Source organism: Curtobacterium sp. GD1 (assembly GCF_020882855.1).
Taxonomy (GTDB): Bacteria; Actinomycetota; Actinomycetes; order Actinomycetales; family Microbacteriaceae; genus Curtobacterium.
Genome location: NZ_JAFEVQ010000016.1, coordinates 24,295 through 39,165, shown reverse-complemented (window position 1 = coordinate 39,165; position 14,871 = coordinate 24,295). Strand labels below are relative to the sequence as shown.

The following is a 14,871-nucleotide window of genomic DNA, read 5'->3' as shown; positions in this document are numbered from 1 at the left end:
CCGCGTCAGCGGTGGGCGTACGGCGTCCAGAACGGGGAGGGGAAGGCGCCGCCGGTCACGATGACGAGCAGCTGCCACACGAGCATCACGAGTCCGAGCACGCCGAGGACGATCCCGATCCACGACCAGACCCGCACGCCTCGTTGGGTCCGTCGTGCGATCGACAGTGCGCGCCAGCCGCTGGCGATGCACACGATGCCGAACACCGCACCGAGCACGACGTGACGCCCCATCGAGGCCGCGGGGACGATGAACCCCATGTAGAGCGCCATCGGACCGAGCAGCGCGGCCACGACGGCGGGTGCTGCGGGTGGCTCGTGGTCGCGGGAGGCTGTTCCCATGCACCTGAATCTAGTAAGCGTGCGAGGGGATGTCCGAGTCCGGCAGCGTCGGAGCGCGGTGCCGACGGGTTGTCCGACCGCGGATGGTCCGAGCGAGGGACTGCGACGGCTGCTCGATCACCCGTCTGAACAGCTCAGCCACGGGGACCGACGCTGTGGCTCCCACGAGGGTTGCCCATGGTGCGTGCCCGGACACAGCATCGACGAACTCGAGCACCGGTGCGTGGGTCAGGTAGAGGCTGAAGGACAGGGTGCCGGCGTACAGCGCGACTCGTGATTCGAGCAGACGCCTGAGCGTCGGTGCGTTGATCACGAACCAGACCGTGGCGATCGCGGACAGGGCGGTGATCGCCTCCGTGCAGCGGAGAACGACGTCGGTCGGCGCCAGCGGGAGGACCAGCCAGTGCGCGCAGAGCGTGATCGGGAGGCCCAACGACCACGTAACGGTCTCCCAGGGCTTCAGCGGCCGCCGACCGCCGTTCGCGGCGGCGTGACGGTGCGCGAAGGCGAGCCCGGCCCCGCCGAGGAAGGTCGCGGTGTAGAGGGCGGCTTGACGGAGGAGTTCGACGTCGACGGTGACGGCCGCGCCCAGCAGCAGGGCAACCGGCACGATCGCTCCGAGCGTCGGCACACCCTTGCGTTCGCAGTGGCGCAGCCACAGAGCGATGAGGGGAACGGCGCAGGAGAACGCCACCTCCCAGGAGAGCGACCAGAGCACGCCGTTGACGAGACTCGACACGTGTCCGGGGACGAGGAGTGCGTCGCGGCCGACGGTCGAGGCGTTGAGGTGCTCGATGCGGTCCGCGAATGCTGTGCTCGCGAAGTCCGGGCTCAGACGGATTGCGAGGAAGAAGATCACCAGTCCGAAAGCGAGAGAAGCCCATGCTGGCACGTACAGGCGGACACCGCGTGACAGCCAGTACCGGATCGGACGTCCGACCGGGCGGTCGACGAGTGGCGATGCCAGGGCGAAGCCGCTGAGTGCGAAGAAGACCAGCACGTTCGCGGTTCCGAGCCACGGGAGGTGCAGCGGTGTGTAGGTGAGGAGCCACCCGAAGAGCGGGAGGTCTGCTGCGCGGTCGCTGGCGTAGAGATCGCGGGTCGCAGGAGACTGCACGAGCACCATGTGGTGGATGACCACTCCAGCCGCCGCGAGTCCACGGAGTCCGTCGAGAGCGATGACGCGATTCTCCGAAAGACTCGGACGAAAGCGTCCGGCACGGGCACGATGGAGGCATGCGATCCTTCCTCCGCGTCCTGCTCGGCCTCGCGCTCGTCTTCGCCGGCACGAGCCACCTCACCTTCGCCCGGCAGGACTTCCGCGCCCAGGTGCCCGACTTCGTCCCGCTCGACGAGGACACCACGGTCCTGGCCTCCGGCATCGCGGAGATCGGCCTCGGCAGCGCCCTCGTGCTCGCACCCCGTCGCTCGCGTCGCTTCGTCGGCACGGTGGCGGCGCTCTTCTTCACCGCGATCTTCCCCGGGAACATCTCCCAGTGGCTGAACCGTCGCGACGCCTTCGGGCTCGACACGGACGTCAAGCGCATCGGCCGCCTGTTCGGCCAGCCGGTCCTCATCGCCTGGGCCCTCTGGTCCACGCGCGGGCGGCGAGGGTGATGGAAGCCCCCGTGGTCGCGGATCCGCTCGGGTCCGGTCCGGCGGCTTTCGGACGGGAGGCGCGACACCCCCTGGCAGGCGGCCGTCGCGTCGCGGACGTCGTCGCCACGGTCGTGCTGCTGGTGCTGTTGGCAGCGGAGTCGGTGGTCGCCGGTGGCGGGATCGTGTTCCTGTCGCTGGCGTTCAGCTCGTGCGGCGCTCCCGGCAACTCCTGCGACGAGACCCTCGGCGGTGCGGTCGTCTACGTCGGGCCGGTGCTCGTCGCCCTCGTGCTCGTCGCGGCGCTCGTGGTGTGCGTGCTGCGACTCGTGCGGCGGCGGCTCTCGTGGCCGTTCGCCCTCGTCGGCATCGCGGCCGTCGTGGCGGTGTTCTTCGGCGCGATCCTGCTCGTCGACAGCGCGATCACCCACGGCATCTGAGGGTCGTTCCTCCACAGGGCGGCCCTGCGTGGCGGTCGTCCACAGATGGGCGTCTGGTCGCCGCGCGGTGCGGTGGTCTCGGCGACGCTGAGGGCATGCCAGACACCGACATGCTCGACCGCCTCATCCGCACCCCTGCCCGCACCGACGACGACGTGGTGGACCTCGTAACCGCCCTCGTCGAACGCCCGATCACCCGGCAGTGCTGGGTGCTCTTCCTCGACGAACGGGCCGTGCCGGTGTCGTTCGTCATGCCGATCTCCGACCTGCCGTGGCAACCCGACGAACACGTCGAGGACTTCGCCGCGCTGGTCGGGGACGTCCTCGTGCAGGTCGGCGCGGCCGAGGTCGTGCTGGTCTGGGAGCGCCCGGGGGAGTCCCGGCTGTTCCCGGTCGACTGGGAGTGGGTCGACGCGTGCGCCTGCGCGTTCGAGGAGCACCACGTCCGGCTCCGTGCGCAGGTGGCAGTGCACACCGGCGGGGTCGCGATCGTGTCGCTCGACGACGTCGAGCCGGTCGAGCCGGTGGACGACGGTCCGCTCCCGCTCGCCTCGTGACGTGCTGGTCAGCCCTGGGGTGCGGTGTCGGGGACGGTCTCCCCGGTGAGGCCCTCGACGACGGACTTCGCCTCGGGCCAGAACTTCGCGTAGTGGTCGGGGTCCGAGTTGATCTGGACGGCGTGCGCCATCTGGGTCGGGGTCATGGTCTTCCACCCGGGGATCTTCACGAGCTTCGTGTAGAACATCGACGCCGCGGTGTACGGGTCCATCCGCTGCTCGTACGTGCCCCAGGCGCCGTTGTCCCGCTGCTGGAAGAGCCCGCGGCTGTCGGGTCCGGCGGCGTCCCCGTGGTCGAGGTTCACCAGGCTCGACTCCCCGATGGCGGTCATCACGCCGACCGCCTGGGTGTGCGGTCCGATGCCCATGGCCTGTGCGGCGCTGATGACGTACGCGGCGTTGACCAGGCGGTCCTGGCAGAACCCGCCGACGGGGCCCGCGGGGACGACGATGCCGCCGATCGTCCTCGTCGCGACGTCCGGGCAGGTCGGGGTCGGGTCCGCGACGACACCCTTGGCGGCACCCGTCAGCGAGTTCACCGCGATGACGATGACCACCACCACGCCGATGCCGATCGCGACGACGCCCGCGCCGAACACCGACGCGAGGGTGATGCCGACGCGGCGCATGGCGGGTCCTCTCGAGCGGGGCGGGTCAGGCGGAGCACGAAGAGGCTACGTGCGCCGCCTGGGAACCGCACCCGCCCGATCGGGGGTGTCGCGGGACCGGCTCGGTCGTTCGCGGGTCAGACGTCGCGGTGGTCGTGGTCGTGGTCGCGCGTCTCCACCGGCTCCTTCGGGCGCTGGACCTTCGTCGGTTCGGTGACGAGACCGGTGGGCGCCTTCTCGGTCTGCTTCCGCCCGTGGGTGAACCACGTCACGATCCACAGCAGGATCCCGAGCGCCAGCAGCGCCCCCGCGATCTGGTACTGCTGCGGGTCGCGCCCGGACGAGAAGGGCAGCACGAGCCACAGGCAGGTGACGACACCGATGATCGGCACGATGACCCCGGCCCGGAAGTGCTTGTGGTCGACCTTGTCCCGGCGCAGCACCAGCACCGACGCGTTCACGACCGCGAACACCGACAGCAGCAGGAGCGAGGTGGTGCCGCCGAGCACGACGACGATGGGGGAGTCGGGGTCGAGCGAGACCCACCCGATCAGCAGCAGCGAGATGAGCGTGGTGAAGACGATCGCGGTGGACGGGGTGCGGCGGGCCGGGGAGACCTTGCCGAGGAAGCCGGGCAGGACGCCCTGCTTGCTCATGCCGTACAGCAGTCGCGACGCCATCATCATGTTGATCAGCGCGGTGTTGGCCACGGCGAACATCGAGATGAACGGCAGCAGGTCGGCGATCGGGAAGTCCGGGGCCGCGGTCTGCACGACGGTGACGAGCGGCGTCTCGTTGCCGGCGAGCTCACCGATCGGCACGACCGCCACGGCGCAGATGGACACGAGCACGTAGATCACGGCCGTGATGCCGAGGCCGGTGAGCATGACCTTCGGGAAGATGCGAGAGGGGTCCTTCGTCTCCTCGGCCATGTTCACCGAGTCCTCGAACCCGACCATGGCGAAGAAGGCCAGCGACGTGGCGGTCGACACCGAGAGCAGGAGCGACTTGTCCTCCGGCGTGTCGAACATGACCACGCGCGAGAAGTCCGCGTTGCCGCCGGCGATCGCCCAGAACCCGATGAGGATCACCATCACGAGACCGGACAGCTCGACCAGGGTGAGGACGACGTTCGTCTTCACGCTCTCGCTGACGCCCCGGAAGTTGATCGCCATCACCGCGAGCATGAAGCCCATCGCGATGAGCATCACGACCGCGTTCGGCAGCTCCAACCCGAAGCCGGCGCCGAGGTTCGCCGCGAACGCGCGCGAGGCCGTCGATGCCGAGGTGATGCCCGAGCACATCACGATGAACGTCACGATGAAGGTCACGAAGTGGATGCCGAACGCCTTGTGGACGTACAGCGCCGCACCGGCCGTCTGCGGGTACTTCGTGACGAGCTCGAGGTACGAGAACGCCGTCAGCAGCGCCACGGCGAACGCGATGAGGAAGGGGAGCCACGCTGCTCCGCCGACCTCTGCCGCGACCTGACCCGTGAGCGCGTAGACGCCCGTGCCGAGGATGTCCCCGACGATGAAGAGCAGGAGGAGTTTGGGACCGATGACCCGCCGGAGCTCTGGCTGCTCCTGTTGCGGGCGCTCTGTGTTGGTGGTGGCCATGCGTCAGCCTGTTCCGCTTCGGGTCATCCTGTCCAGTCTCACAGGCAAATCGCCGCAGATCGCAACATGCTCGTGCTCCGTCGGACACGTGCCACTGCCCCTGGGCGCTCTCGGGGGGCGACGGCTACGCTCCGAGCCATGCACGACGAGACGAACACGACCGAGGAACCCGTGGAGTTCGCCGACTTCAACGCGAAGCTCCTGGTGCTCGACGTGCTCTGCTACGACCTCGACGTCCTCCAGCCCTACGCCGGGGACGACGACGAGAGCGACGAGGACCTCGACGTCGAAGGGCAGGACGACCGTGCGCGCGAGTACTACGACGACCTCGACCTCCTGCCGTCGCAGCTCTCGCTCGTCACGGAGCTGACCGTCGACTCCGACCTCGAGGTCCTGCAGGACGTGCACCCGGGGTGGGACGGCTCGGACGACCGGTACGACCCGCAGAACTGGGACGACGTCCTCGACCTGCCGGCCCTCGGCACCGTGTACGCCGCGGCACCGCTGCCCGCGCACGTGGTCGAGCGGCTCGCCGCGAAGGGCGTCGAGGTCCGCTCCGCCTGAGCCCCGCCGAGCCGCGCCCCGCTGCGCTGCCGGTTCCGTTCGTCGCCGCACAACGCAAGTGCGTCCGAACCACGCCGATCCCCGGTTCCGATGCACTTGCGTTGTGCGAGCGCGCCGGGCGCCCGCCCGCCGCGCGCTCAGCGGCGGAGCGCCAGCACCTGCTCCGTGAACTGCGCGGCCCCGCCCTGCGCCGGGTGCCGCACCGCCACGGCGTCGATCCCCGCCAGCGCCAACGCCCCTTGCGCCTTCCGCCCCACCGCGACGACCCGGACGTCATCGCCGCCCGGACCCGCCCGCATCGCATCGAGCAGCGCGAGCGCGACGGGCGCGCCCTCCCGGACCTCGGCCGGCCGTGGCGTCCGGTTCGTCAGCCGGTCCGGGGCGGCGAACGGGTGGTGCGGGAAGATCGCCCACGTCATCGGGAGCGCACCGTGCCACGACGCCAGGGCAGCCTGCACGACGCGGGACGAGGCCTCCCACGGGGCGGTCGGTTCGGGCGGGACGAGGTAGTCCGGCCCGAGCTCCCGCATGCTCGTGAACGGCACGCCGGTGTTCGTCATGCCGCGCCACCCCGGGGCCTCGGCGACGAGCACCGTGTCCGCCTGCGCGCCGACGGTCGTGAGGTACCGCTCGAGGTTCGCCCGACGCAGCCGCCCGGCAGCGGTCGACACGTCGTACAGCGCCTCGGCGTCGTCCGCGACCGGCACGGCGTCGAGCGCTGCCCAGAACGCGTCGAACCGCCCGCCCCCGGTCACGCGCGTCCCAGCACCCGGCGGTACACGTCCTCGAGCCCGGCGGCCGAGCGCTCCCAGCTGAGTCGCTCCGCGTGCTCCCGTCCGGCCGCGGCCAGCGACGCCGCGTACGACGCGTCCGTCAGGATCCGCTCCGTCTCCGCCGCCCAGACGGCCGGGTCGCGGGACTCGAGCACGACACCGGTCTCGCCGTCGACCACGGCCTCACGCAGTCCTCCGGCAGCGGCGGCCACGACGGGCACCCCGGACGCGGAGCCCTCGAGCGCGACGAGGCCGTACGTCTCCGAGTGCGACGGGACCAGCACGGCTGCCGCGCCGCGGAACAGGAACGCCAGGTCGGCCCGCGACTGCGGACCGACGAACGTCACGCGGTCGGCGATCCCGAGGCGGGCCGCGAGCCGACGCAGTTCGTCCACGTAGTCACCCGCCTCGCTCGAGGCGTCCCCGGCGATGACGAGGGTGGGTCGCGCCTCCTGGCTGATGCCGGCGATCGCCTCGATCGCGAGGTCCAGCCCCTTCAACGGCTGCACCCGCGCGGCGGCGACCACGTACGGGACGTCCGCGCGGCGGGCACCGGCTGCGGACGGACGGAACACCGACCCGTCGACGCCCGGCGGCACGATCCAGATGCGCCCGGTCTCGCCGCCGAGCCGCGTGCGGACGGTGTCGGCTTCGGCCGAGGACACGACGACGACCGCGTCGGACTCGTGCGCGAGCATGCGCTCGCCGGCCATCCGTCCGTCGGACTCCGGGCGCTCGCCCTCGGACAGCGGCGTGTCGCTGTCCGCGGCGATCGAGTGGAAGGACTGCACGTGGGGGACGCCCCGTTCACGGGCCACGGGGAGTGCGGCCGCGCCGGAGAACCAGTGGTGCGAGTGGAGCACGTCGAACGAGCCGAGGTGCTCGAGCTCGCGGCGGAACGGCTCGATGAACGCGTCGTGCTCGCCCTTGGGCACCGGCTCGGCCGGCCCTGCCGACAGGAACCGCAGGCAGACGCCCGGCACGAGCGACACCGAGTCGGGCTGCGTCGGCGACGAGCGGCGCGTGATGATGTCGACGTGGTGGCCGCGGTCCGCGAGGGCCTCGGCCTGGTGGCGGACGACGACGTTCATGCCGCCGACCTCGCCGGAGCCGGGTTCGTCGCCGGGGGAGGTGTGCAGCGACACCAGCCCGATGCGCAGGGGTTCGGTGGTGGTGCTCACCGCGCAAGCCTATCCGCGCGTCGGCCGCTGCGACGGGCGCGCGGGCGCCACCACGACGGGCCGTCGGCCCGCCTCGTCCACGGGGTCGGACGGGAGGCACGGATCGCCTCCCAGGATCTGCACGCGGTCGTCGCCGTGCCGCTCCCAGAACGCGGCCGTCCAGGCGCAGAGGGCCCCGTCGAGCAGGTCCTCCCGGTGCTTGTGCGTCGGCCCGTGGATCCCGGAGGGCTCGGCGAGCGCCCGGGTGAGCGGATGCGTGTCGAGCCGGAGCGGAGGGTCCAGCGGCGTCTCGCGCAGCCGACGCACGAGCTCGTCGAACGCCTCCGCCCGGCGTGCCCGGGCCGTCGCCGGTGGAACCCGCAGGTCGAGACGCTTGTACCGCGGCCGCTCGACGTCGTAGCCGAGCTCCTCGACCCCGACGAGGGTCGTGTACGGGTAGCACTCGAACACCGCCGGACCGGTGCGCTCCCGCATCGCCGCCGTCGACGACACGTACCCGACGCCCAGGGCCGTCAGCCGCTCGAGCAGTCGGGCCCCGGCGCTCGCCGCCGACGCGAGGTTCGTCGGGTTCGCCGCGACCTTCCACCGGCCGTAGCGCTGGCCCACCTGCCGTTCGGCCTCGCGGATGCCGGTCGGGTTCGTCACGACGAGCGAGGCGTCCACGGCGATGAGGGAGCGCTCGCCGAGGTGTCCGGCGATCCAGTCGGTGACGGCGTCGACGCCCCGGGCCCAGCCGGCGTCGGTGACCGCTCCGTCGGTGTCCATCGCGACGAGTCCGGTCTCGTTCGGTGCGCGGATCGCGGTGCCGAGTCCCCATGCCAAGTCCACCCCGAGGTACGCGTTCACCCGTCCATCGTGCACCCGGGCGGGCGGGACATGCCGCGCGCGGTTCGCCGAGCGGGCGGAACCGGTCGGTGCGGCGCGCCGAGCGTGACGGACTTCGCCCGCTCGACCCCGACCCGGACCCCGACCGACCCCGGCCCAGCCCGACCGGGGCTGCGGCCGGGCCTGGGCCAGCCCGTGTACGGTCCGCTGCATGGCGAGCGAAGCGACGACGCTGACGGTCCCGGGGCCGGACGGCGACCGGGAGGTCCGGATCAGCAGCCCCTCCCGCGTGCTCTGGCCCGAGCCCGGCATCACGAAGCTCGACCTGGCGGAGTACCTCGTCGCCGTCGGTGACGCGTTCGTCCGAGCCAACGGCGACCGCCCGATCTCGCTGCAGCGGTTCCCGGGCGGCGTCGACGGCGAGCAGTTCTTCTCGAAGAACCCGCCGAAGGGCGCGCCCGAGTACGTCCGCGCGGTCACCGTCACCTACCCGAGCGGCCGGCAGCACCCGCAGCTCGTGGTGGACGAGCCGGCCGTCGCGGTGTGGGCCGCGCAGATGAACACCGTCGTGTTCCACCCGTGGGCCTCGCGCGCCGGGGACCCCGACCACCCGGACCAGCTCCGCATCGACCTCGACCCGCAGCCCGGTACCGACTTCCACGACACCGTCCCCGTCGCGCACGAGCTCCGGAAGGTGCTCGACGAGGTCGGGCTGACGGCGTGGATCAAGACGAGCGGGAACCGCGGGCTGCACGTCTTCGCGCCGATCTTGCCCGAGTACGAGTTCCTCGACGTCCGGCACGCGGTGATCGCCGCCGCACGCGAACTCGAGCGACGGATGCCGGAGCGGGTGACGACCGCGTGGTGGAAGGAGGAGCGCGGGGGGCGCGTCTTCGTCGACTTCAACCAGGCGAACCGCGACCGGACGATGGCCGGTGCCTACAGTCCCCGAGCCCTCGCGCACGCGGTCGTGTCGACGCCGATCGCGTGGGACGAACTCGACGACGCCGATCCCACGGCGTTCACGATCCGGTCGGTGCCCGAGCGGCTGCGGACCACGGGCGACCCGTGGCAGGCGATGCACGACGAGCCCGCGAGCATCGCACCGCTGCTGGCGTGGTGGGAGCGCGACCTGGAGAACGGCGAGGGCGAGCTGCCCTTCCCACCGGACTTCCCGAAGATGCCGGGGGAGCCGCCGCGCGTGCAGCCGTCACGCGCGAAGAAGGCCTGAACGGGTCAGACGGCGGCGCAGTCCTCGGCGCGGCCCTCGGGCTCGGCGACGCGCGTGGTGTGTGTCGGGAGCGAGACGCTCGCCGTGTGCAGACGCGTCAACCGGGACCACGTCCCGCGGTGGGCGTCGCTGATGCCGTCGATGATCATGTCCCGCTCCCGTCTGCTCGATGCGGATGCATCCGCATGGAAGAAGTTACCTAGTTAGCCTAACTACATCAATCGTCGAGCGTCAATCGGACAGCAGCACGGCGTCGAGGTCGTACGCCGCCGGGACCTCGAGCTGGTCGAAGCCGCACGAGGCGGCCTCGCGGTCGGGACGCCACCGCTCGAACTGGACCGTGTGCCGGAACCGGTCGCCCTCCATCTGGTCGTACCGCACCTCCAGGACCAGCGACGGCGCCAGCCGGACGAACGACGTGTCGCGACCCGACGAGAACCGCGAGCGTTCCCCGTCACCGGTGACGGGCCTCCCGTCCGCATCCCGGAGGACCACCCGGTCGAGCTCGTCCACCAACTCGACCCGTCGCTTGTCGGAGAAGGCGGACACGCCGCCCACCTGCCGGAGCTCGCCGTCGTCGCCGTACAACCCGACGAGCAGCGAGCCGACGCCGGTCCCGCTCTTGTGCACGCGGTACCCGATCGCGACGACGTCGGCCGTGCGGTGGTGCTTGACCTTGAGCATGGTGCGCTTGTTCGGCTCGTACGGCTTCGCCCGGGGCTTCGCGACGACACCGTCGAGCCCGGCGCCCTCGAACGTGGTCAGCCACTCGCGGGCGAGGTCGACGTCGAGCGTGGTGCGCGTGACGAACAGCGGGTCGGACATGTCCTGCGACAGCGCGTCCAGGCGCGACCGACGCTCGTCGAACGGCAGGTCCAGGAGCTCCGTGCCGTCCACCGCGAGCAGGTCGAACGCCACGAACTGCGCGGGGGTCTCGGCGCTGAGCTTCGCGATCCGCGAGGCCGCGGGGTGGATCCGCTGCGACAGCGCCTCCCAGTCGAGCCGTTCCGCGCCGGCGTCCCCGGAGCGCAGGATCACCTCGCCGTCGAGGACCACGGGGTGCTCGCGGCCACCGAACTGTGCGCGGAAGGCCTCGACGAGTTCGGGGAAGTAGCGGGTGAGGGGCTTCGCTCCGCGGCTGCCGATCTCCACGTCGTCGCCGTCGATGGTCACGATGCCGCGGAACCCGTCCCACTTCGGCTCGTACCGGAGTCCTCCGCGCACGCTGTCGGGTTCGGGGACGGTGGGGACGGCCTTGGCGAGCATCGGTGCGATCTCCATGCGTCCTGTCTACTCGGGCGGCCGCGTCCGTCCGGCAGGTGTCGGTCCGTCGTCCGGTGGCCGTGGCCCTGGAGGCGCGGCTCGGCCCGGTCGCGACCCGCACCTCAGTAGGGTGGTCGCGTGACGACCGTGCCCCCGCCGGCAGCGCCGGCACCGGAACCGATCAGTCCCGTGCAGGCCGCCGCGCTCCGCGACGGCGTCCTGCCGCCCGTGGAGGAGGTCCGGCCGGGCATCTGGACCCTCGCCGTGCCGTTCCGCTTCGGGGTGCCCGACGCGACGCTCGTGTACGTCGTCGAGGGCTCCGACGGCTCGCTCGCGCTGATCGACCCCGGGTGGACCGCCGACGACGGTCTCGACGTGCTCCGCGACGGCCTCACGGCGATCGGCCGGTCGCTCGACGACGTCGGGCTGGTCGTCGTGACGCACCTGCACGCGGACCACCTCGGTGCCGCGGCGGCGATCCGACGGGCCACGGGTGCCCGGGTCGCCATGCACCGGCTCGAGGTCGAGGCGCTGCACCGGGAGCGGGCGGACGCCGCGGCGAACGACGCCGACATCGCGACGTGGGGACTGCCGGAGCACCTGCGCGCCGGCGTGGTCGAGGCCTGGGGGAGCGGACGACGGATCGGGCTCGGTCGGACGGCGGAGCCCTTCGCGGACCTGCTGCTCGAGGACGGCGACGTGCTGCCGGTCGCCGGTCGGACGATCCGGACGCTGTGGACCCCCGGGCACACCGCCGGGCACTGCTGCTTCATCGACGCGGAGGACGGCCTGCTGTTCACCGGCGACCACGTCCTGCCCCGCATCAACTCCGGGATCGGGCTCGGGGGCCGAACCGCCACGAACCCGCTCGGCGACTACCTGGCCTCGCTCGGACGGCTCGACGGCTCCGCGGACCTCGAGGTCTGCCCCGGCCACGAGTACCGCTTCCGTGACGTCGTCGGCCGTGCCCGCACCCTGGCTCGGCACCGCGAGGAACGGTCGCGGCACGTCGCCGACGCGCTCGACGCCCTGTCCTCGCCGACGCTCTACGAGGTGGCGTCCCGGGTGCCCTTCAGCGGGGGCATCGAGTCGATGACGGGGTTCCTGCTCGCCAGCGCGCTGACGCAGACGGCGTTCCACGCGGCGCTGCTCGGTCGCGCGGACGAGGTCCGTCCCGCCTGACCCGGCCGGTCGCGGCGGCCTCGGCGGCCTTGGCGCCGTGGTTCGCACCGCCGTCGCACAACGCAAGTGCATCCGCGCCGTGGATCGCCGCGGCGCGGATGGACTTCGGTTGTGCGGGCCGCCGCGGCCGCCCGCGGCCTGCGTCAGCCGAGCGTCGCGGCGAGGCGCTCCAGCGTCGTCTTCGCGTCGGCGAACTCGGCGGCGGCGTGGTCGGCGAGCGGCGAGAGGTCGGGCAGCCGGTCCGCCAGGGTCGCACTCACGGTGATCGGGTACGGCTTCATGCCGAGCGCGGTCCCGAGGATGAGGTGCAGGACCGGGGAGCCGTGGTCCCAGCCCTCCGTCGGGGTCCCGGCGTCGTACGTGGCACCCCGGCTGACGACGGTGACGACCGGACGTCCGGCGAGCGGCTGCACGGCACCGGCGAGGACACCCGGCACGTGGATGCGGTCGATCCACGCCTTGAGCGTCGACGGCACGGTGTAGTTGTACAGCGGCGCACCGACCACGACGACGTCGGCGCCGAGGAGTTCGTCGATCACCTCCTGCCGGAGCGCGTCGGCCTCGGGGGCCACGACCTCGTCGTCCGTGCGGTCGGCGGCGGCCCAGTGCAGTGCCGAGGTCTCGAGGTGGGGGAGCTGGTCGACGTGCAGGTCGCGGCGGACGACCGTGTACTCCGGGCCACGTGCGCGCCAGGCGTCCGCGAAGGCCGCGGTGAGGGCGCGGGAGCGGGAGTGCGCGAGGTCGGCCGAGGAGTCGATGTGCAGGAGGGTGGGCATGGCCCCCACGCTACCGATCGACACCCGCCGGATGACGGGAACGGCCCCGCCGCGCCGGTGAGGGGCGAGGCGGGGCCGAGGTGGGCCTCCCGTCAGTCACGCGGGCACGCGACTGGCGGGAGGCGTCTGGGCGTCAGCGCTGGGCGTGACGGCGGCGCAGCGTGCGCACACCGATCAGACCGGCGCCGGCGAGGACGAACGCGAGGGCCCAGGGGAGGGCACCCGTCGCGTCGGAACCGGTGTAGGCGAGCTGGCCCTTCGCGGTGGTGGGCGTGACGACGGCCACCGTCGGGGTGGTCGGACGCACGTCGACCGCGAACGAGAGCGGCTGCAACGCGCCGCTCGCGACCGTGAGGGTGTGGATCGACGCGTGCGGGAACGTGACGCCGAAGACGCCCTGCCCCTCGGCACCGTTCTCCTCGTACGGCGCGACCACGTCGGTGGCGACGTCCGAGGTCACCGTCGGGACGAACGTCGGGTTGCCCTCGTCGTCGAAGTCCGACGCGTCGTTGCCGAAGCGGTCGACGGGCGAGCCGGACACGATGAGCGTGCCGCCCTGCGCCACGGTGGGACGGCCGGTCGGCGTGAGGGTGAGCTCCTCGGGGAAGCCGTCCTCGTCGGTCGACAGGTCGACGGTGTAGATCGAGCCGTCGGGCTGGATGAGCCAGATGCGCTTGTCCCGCGCGGTGATCGACTTCTCGTCGGTCGTGAACGCGGTGATGCCGAACGCGGCGGCGTGGTCGACGGTCAGCTCGACGTACTGCGTGGTCGAGACGTCACCGCTCGTGGCCGTGACGGCGAAGTCGTAGAACGACGCGAGGGTGGCGGTACCGCTCAGCTCGCCCGTGGTCGGGTCGAACGTGATGCCCTCGGGGAGCTGGTCGTCGACGGTGAAGTCGTCGTCCTCCTCGAAGCCGTACCCGATCGCGATGGAGTCGGCCTGCGACTTCGACTCGACGATCGAGTCGGCGGAGTCCTCCTCGTCGCCGTAGTACCAGTCCAGCTCGTACGTCGGCGCCGGGTACCCCTGGGCGCGGAACGTGTACGAGAACGGGTCACCGGCGGTGGCCTCGAGGGGCAGCACGTCGACGTCCGCCTCGGTGCCCTCGGTGATGGGCTTGCCGTCCGCGTCGACGAACACCGGGTCCTGCGTGATGACCGCGGACGGATCCGAGGTCACCGTCTCCTTGCCGCCGCCCGGCAGGTCGCCGGTCACGGTCACGACGAGCTGCTTGCCCGCCTCGGTCTGGTCGACCGTGAAGGTCTTGGACTTGGAGATGGTCGTCGGCGTCGGGCCGGCGTCGGCCTCGGTCCAGACGTACTTGAACGAGCCGTCCTCGTCGAACCCGGTCGTGTCCGCCGTGAGCTGCGAGCCCACCTTGGTGTCGCCGGAGACGGTGACGGCGGGGTCGGCGGCCAGCGGCGTGACCGGTGCGTCCGTCGACGCGGCCGACGGCGTCTGGTTCCGTGCGGGAGCGGACGGTGCCGTGGTGCTCGTCGGCGTGCTCGTCGGCGCGTCCGTCGCGGTGTCGGTCGGCGCGTCCGTCGGTGCCGGGTCGGTCGGCGCGTCCGTCGGCGTGGTGTCCGTCGGCGCGTCGGTCGGCGTCGGGTCGGCCGGCGCGGTCTGCGTCGGGACCGACGTGTCGGCGCCCTCGGCGTGTGCTGCCGTCGCGGTCGCGATGCCGAGACCGGTCGTCAGCGCGATGAGCGCGGCGGTGGTCCCGAGCGCGCAGGCGCGTCGGACGGTGGAAGTGCTGCGGCGCACGTGTTCCCCCAGGTGTTCAGGTCCGGTCGGGTGCCGGATCGTAAGAATCTGCCGAGAATCCTCGGCCTGATCGGATCGTAGGGGTACGCGCGCGTGCTCGGGAGCACCGAGCACGAAATGTGACCTGGGTTGGGGGTGCGTGCGGGAAAC

At 72.0% G+C, this 14,871-nt stretch carries 17 protein-coding genes; 6 read left to right on the top strand and 11 right to left on the bottom strand.

The annotated features are described in order from the left end of the window. Positions 1 to 5 precede the first annotated feature (5 nt). Complete coding sequence (locus tag JSX79_RS10565) at positions 6 to 341, bottom strand: hypothetical protein (RefSeq protein ID WP_229086134.1); 336 nt, start codon at positions 339 to 341, stop codon at positions 6 to 8. Positions 342 to 351: 10 nt separating this feature from the next. Beyond that, complete coding sequence (locus JSX79_RS10560; protein ID WP_308061374.1) at positions 352 to 1,521, bottom strand: acyltransferase; 1,170 nt, start codon at positions 1,519 to 1,521, stop codon at positions 352 to 354. A gap of 56 nt (positions 1,522 to 1,577) precedes the next feature. Between JSX79_RS10560 and JSX79_RS10555 the strand changes: the two genes are divergently transcribed. The 3 genes from JSX79_RS10555 to JSX79_RS10545 all read left to right on the top strand — a co-directional run bounded on the left by JSX79_RS10555 (position 1,578) and on the right by JSX79_RS10545 (position 2,934). Then, the gene (locus JSX79_RS10555) at positions 1,578 to 1,958 is read left to right on the top strand and encodes a hypothetical protein (protein WP_070418584.1); all 381 of its coding nucleotides are present in this window, start codon (positions 1,578 to 1,580) and stop codon (positions 1,956 to 1,958) included. Next, positions 1,958 to 2,377, top strand: coding sequence for a DUF6264 family protein (locus tag JSX79_RS10550; protein ID WP_229086130.1), 420 nt, complete (start codon positions 1,958 to 1,960; stop codon positions 2,375 to 2,377). Before JSX79_RS10555 ends, JSX79_RS10550 begins: the two co-directional genes overlap by 1 nt. 95 nt (positions 2,378 to 2,472) lie before the next feature. Beyond that, positions 2,473 to 2,934: a hypothetical protein gene (locus JSX79_RS10545; protein WP_071296662.1), complete on the top strand. Its 462-nt coding sequence runs from the start codon at positions 2,473 to 2,475 to the stop codon at positions 2,932 to 2,934. Positions 2,935 to 2,942: 8 nt separating this feature from the next. Here JSX79_RS10545 and JSX79_RS10540 read toward each other — a convergent pair whose 3' ends face one another. Together JSX79_RS10540 and JSX79_RS10535 are read right to left on the bottom strand one after the other, a co-directional pair. Next, positions 2,943 to 3,563 (bottom strand): hypothetical protein, encoded by a 621-nt coding sequence (locus tag JSX79_RS10540; protein ID WP_070418587.1) that lies wholly within the window; start codon positions 3,561 to 3,563, stop codon positions 2,943 to 2,945. 116 nt (positions 3,564 to 3,679) lie between these two features. After that, the gene (locus JSX79_RS10535) at positions 3,680 to 5,161 is read right to left on the bottom strand and encodes an APC family permease (protein WP_229086129.1); all 1,482 of its coding nucleotides are present in this window, start codon (positions 5,159 to 5,161) and stop codon (positions 3,680 to 3,682) included. A 138-nt stretch (positions 5,162 to 5,299) separates the two neighbouring features. Here JSX79_RS10535 and JSX79_RS10530 point away from each other — a divergent pair, with 138 nt between their 5' ends. Continuing rightward, positions 5,300 to 5,725: a hypothetical protein gene (locus tag JSX79_RS10530; protein ID WP_071296665.1), complete on the top strand. Its 426-nt coding sequence runs from the start codon at positions 5,300 to 5,302 to the stop codon at positions 5,723 to 5,725. A 137-nt stretch (positions 5,726 to 5,862) separates the two neighbouring features. Here the strand turns inward: JSX79_RS10530 and JSX79_RS10525 are convergent, their stop codons facing one another. The 3 genes from JSX79_RS10525 to JSX79_RS10515 are packed head-to-tail and all read right to left on the bottom strand — an operon-like array spanning position 5,863 to position 8,525. Next, complete coding sequence (locus JSX79_RS10525; RefSeq protein ID WP_229086128.1) at positions 5,863 to 6,480, bottom strand: uracil-DNA glycosylase; 618 nt, start codon at positions 6,478 to 6,480, stop codon at positions 5,863 to 5,865. Then, positions 6,477 to 7,679 carry a glycosyltransferase gene (locus JSX79_RS10520; RefSeq protein ID WP_229086127.1) on the bottom strand — a complete coding sequence of 401 codons (1,203 nt, stop codon included), beginning with the start codon at positions 7,677 to 7,679 and terminating at the stop codon, positions 6,477 to 6,479. Before JSX79_RS10520 ends, JSX79_RS10525 begins: the two co-directional genes overlap by 4 nt. A 9-nt stretch (positions 7,680 to 7,688) precedes the next feature. Further along, entirely contained in the window at positions 7,689 to 8,525 is an 837-nt protein-coding gene (locus JSX79_RS10515) for a DUF429 domain-containing protein (RefSeq protein WP_229086125.1), read from the bottom strand. A 190-nt stretch (positions 8,526 to 8,715) separates the two neighbouring features. On the opposite strand from JSX79_RS10515, the gene ligD reads away from it, so the two are divergent. Further along, positions 8,716 to 9,735 (top strand): non-homologous end-joining DNA ligase, encoded by a 1,020-nt coding sequence (gene ligD, locus JSX79_RS10510; RefSeq protein ID WP_229086124.1) that lies wholly within the window; start codon positions 8,716 to 8,718, stop codon positions 9,733 to 9,735. Between the two features lie 5 nt (positions 9,736 to 9,740). Here ligD and JSX79_RS10505 read toward each other — a convergent pair whose 3' ends face one another. Both JSX79_RS10505 and JSX79_RS10500 read right to left on the bottom strand, forming a co-directional pair. Beyond that, positions 9,741 to 9,884, bottom strand: coding sequence for a hypothetical protein (locus JSX79_RS10505; RefSeq protein ID WP_175473622.1), 144 nt, complete (start codon positions 9,882 to 9,884; stop codon positions 9,741 to 9,743). A gap of 82 nt (positions 9,885 to 9,966) precedes the next feature. Beyond that, positions 9,967 to 11,016 carry an ATP-dependent DNA ligase gene (locus JSX79_RS10500; RefSeq protein WP_229086123.1) on the bottom strand — a complete coding sequence of 350 codons (1,050 nt, stop codon included), beginning with the start codon at positions 11,014 to 11,016 and terminating at the stop codon, positions 9,967 to 9,969. Positions 11,017 to 11,136: 120 nt separating this feature from the next. On the opposite strand from JSX79_RS10500, the gene JSX79_RS10495 reads away from it, so the two are divergent. Further along, positions 11,137 to 12,180 (top strand): MBL fold metallo-hydrolase, encoded by a 1,044-nt coding sequence (locus JSX79_RS10495; RefSeq protein WP_229086121.1) that lies wholly within the window; start codon positions 11,137 to 11,139, stop codon positions 12,178 to 12,180. Between the two features lie 143 nt (positions 12,181 to 12,323). Here JSX79_RS10495 and JSX79_RS10490 read toward each other — a convergent pair whose 3' ends face one another. Together JSX79_RS10490 and JSX79_RS10485 are read right to left on the bottom strand one after the other, a co-directional pair. Next, positions 12,324 to 12,956: an FMN-dependent NADH-azoreductase gene (locus JSX79_RS10490; RefSeq protein ID WP_229086118.1), complete on the bottom strand. Its 633-nt coding sequence runs from the start codon at positions 12,954 to 12,956 to the stop codon at positions 12,324 to 12,326. A gap of 133 nt (positions 12,957 to 13,089) precedes the next feature. Beyond that, the gene (locus JSX79_RS10485; RefSeq protein ID WP_229086117.1) at positions 13,090 to 14,721 is read right to left on the bottom strand and encodes a putative Ig domain-containing protein; all 1,632 of its coding nucleotides are present in this window, start codon (positions 14,719 to 14,721) and stop codon (positions 13,090 to 13,092) included. Positions 14,722 to 14,871: the final 150 nt, after the last annotated feature.